Raw genomic sequence first — 2,650 nt, 5'->3', positions numbered from 1 at the left:
TTCATTGTAGTCTGGAGTTCTTAAGAATTTAACCATTCTTAATTTCATAACGAAATGGTCCATTAATTCTTGAACTTCTTCTTCAGTTATAAGTCCAGCCTTTAGATCTCTTTCGAAGTATATATCTAAGAAAGTAGAAGTTCTACCTATAGACATCGCAGCACCGTTTTGGTCCTTTATCGCAGCTAAATATCCGAAGTATAACCATTGTACGGCTTCTTTAGAGTTAGTAGCTGGTTTAGATATATCAAATCCGTAGCTTTGAGCCATTCTCTTTAATGCTTCTAGAGCTTTTATTTGATCTGATAATTCTTCTCTTAATCTGATTACCTCTTCATCTATGCAAGAAACTTCAAGAGATAATTTTTGTTCCATTTTATCTTCTATTAATCTATCAACACCGTATAGAGCAACTCTTCTGTAGTCTCCTATTATTCTACCTCTACCGTAAGCATCTGGAAGACCTGTTATTATACCAGATTTTCTAGCAGCTCTCATTTCTGTAGTGTAGGCATCGAAAACACCTTGGTTGTGAGTTTTTCTATATTTAGTGAATATTTCACTTACTTGTGGGTCACATTCAAATCCGTAAGCCTTACAAGAGCTTTCTACCATTCTTATACCGCCTTCAGGCATTATAGCTCTTTTTAAAGGAGCATCTGTTTGTAAACCTACTATTGTTTCTAAATTTTTATCTATATAACCAGGAGCATAAGCATCTATAGCAGATACAGTTTTAGTATCTACGTCTAATGTTCCCCCGTTTTCTCTTTCTTTTTTAAATAATTCTAGGACTTCATCCCATAATTTTTTAGTATTTTCAGTAGCTTCAGCTAAGAATGAGCTATCTCCTTCATATGGAGTGTAGTTAGCTTGGATAAATCCTCTAACATCTATTTCTTTAGTCCATCTGCCTTCTTTGAATCCTTGCCATGCATTATTCATATATGCATCCTCCTTAATGTCATTGTATAGTTTGGATTTTATTATTTATTTTGTAACGTATAGGAATTTATATTCCTTAAAAAATATTTAAAAAATCTAGCTAGATATATGTCATTTTTCTATGATAATAATATCATAGATTAAGTATATTGTATACAATATTTTTATTAGATAATTTAATATTATTATATTTTAAAATTTACCCATTAATAAAAAACTTAAACTTAAATATAAATAAAATTTTATTTTTATGATTTATTTCAATTTTACGGATATCAATCAATTGTTGCGCCTACAGTATTTGCGGGGAATTTTCGGCGAATAAAATTAGTTAGACATTTTTTTAAAAAATATGAATATCTATTATATATAGGAGGTGTCGCTGTGATAATTGTAACTATTTTATTTATAATAGGTTTTATATTGATATCTAAAGGTGCAGATTTTTTTATAAATTCAACTGTAGAAATTGGAAGAAGGACTAATATTTCGGAATTGATTTTAGGTGCTACTATAGTCAGCTTTGCGACTACATTGCCAGAGCTTACAGTATCTTTATTTGCATCTATTGATAATCATGCGACTATGAGTCTAGGGAATGCAGTTGGTTCTATAATATGTAACACTGGATTGATATTGGGCATGGTTGTGCTTATAAGTCCTTTTAATACAGATAGAAAAACATTTGCGTCAAAATCTACTATATTATTAATATCAATTATAGCTCTTATAATTTTAGGATTAGATGGTGCAATTACAAAAATCGATGGATGTGTATTATTAATTATTTTAGGAATATATATGTATACTAATTATAAAAGTGTATTAAATAATACTAATAAAAATTATCTCTATTATTGTTTGACACAACAAAATGAAATGTCGACGATAAAGATAGTAGTGTATTTTTTTATGGGATTAGCGATGATGATAGTCGGATCTAGATTATTAGTAGATAATGGAGTGGAGATTGCCAGCTTTATAGGGATACCACAAGGGATAATAAGTTTAACTGTGATTGCTCTTGGAACGTCTCTTCCAGAATTAGTTTCGTCTATTACAGCTGTTAGGAAAAAACACCATGAAATCTGTGTCGGAAATGTTTTGGGAGCGAATATATTAAATATAATTTCTGTAATTTCTATTTCATCTATTCCAAACGAAATACCTATATTGTCACAAAATATTAGAGTTGATTACCCGTTTATGATAATTTTAGTTTTAATATTAATAATTCCTACAATTATAAAGAATAAATTGTATAGAATACAGGGATTTCTGATGCTTAGTACGTATATAGCTTATTTGGCTGTTCTCTACTGTACATATATGGTTTAATATATTATTTGATATAACTAGAATATATAAGCTAGTTATATTTTTTTATGAAAGTAAAAAATCAATTAATATATAATAATAGTATAAATTATTTTGGAGGTGAAATTTATGGATTTATTTTTTTATATAGCAATAATTGGTGGAGCTATGATGATGTTAAGCAGAGTCCAATATAAAAAGATGGCGGATAGAAGCTTTTATAGAGGAAATGAACTGACTTTAGATAATCGCAAAAAGAATAACTTTTTTATAAAAATAAAAAACAGCTTTTTATATGATTTATTCTATTCTAGAGAATTTGCGAGGATGAACAGAACCTATGGAAGCTTGATGGTTTTAATAGGTATAGGAGGAATGCTACTTTTTA

General features: G+C 28.9%; 3 protein-coding genes. 2 read left to right on the top strand and 1 reads right to left on the bottom strand.

From position 1 onward, the window contains the following. On the bottom strand, window positions 1-945 hold a 945-nt coding region (locus tag ACI3VO_RS13745; RefSeq protein WP_439758462.1), incomplete at its 3' end, for a pyruvate formate lyase family protein. A gap of 384 nt (window positions 946-1,329) precedes the next feature. Here ACI3VO_RS13745 and ACI3VO_RS13740 point away from each other — a divergent pair. Further along, on the top strand, window positions 1,330-2,283 hold the full coding sequence (locus ACI3VO_RS13740) for a calcium/sodium antiporter (RefSeq protein WP_439758461.1): 954 nt from the start codon (window positions 1,330-1,332) through the stop codon (window positions 2,281-2,283). A 108-nt stretch (window positions 2,284-2,391) separates the two neighbouring features. Continuing rightward, on the top strand, window positions 2,392-2,650 hold a 259-nt coding region (locus tag ACI3VO_RS13735), incomplete at its 3' end, for a hypothetical protein (protein ID WP_439758460.1).

The sequence above is a fragment of the Intestinibacter sp. genome (assembly GCF_051866655.1).
GTDB lineage: Bacteria > Bacillota > Clostridia > Peptostreptococcales > Peptostreptococcaceae > Intestinibacter.
This window is presented reverse-complemented; position numbering and strand designations above follow the sequence as displayed.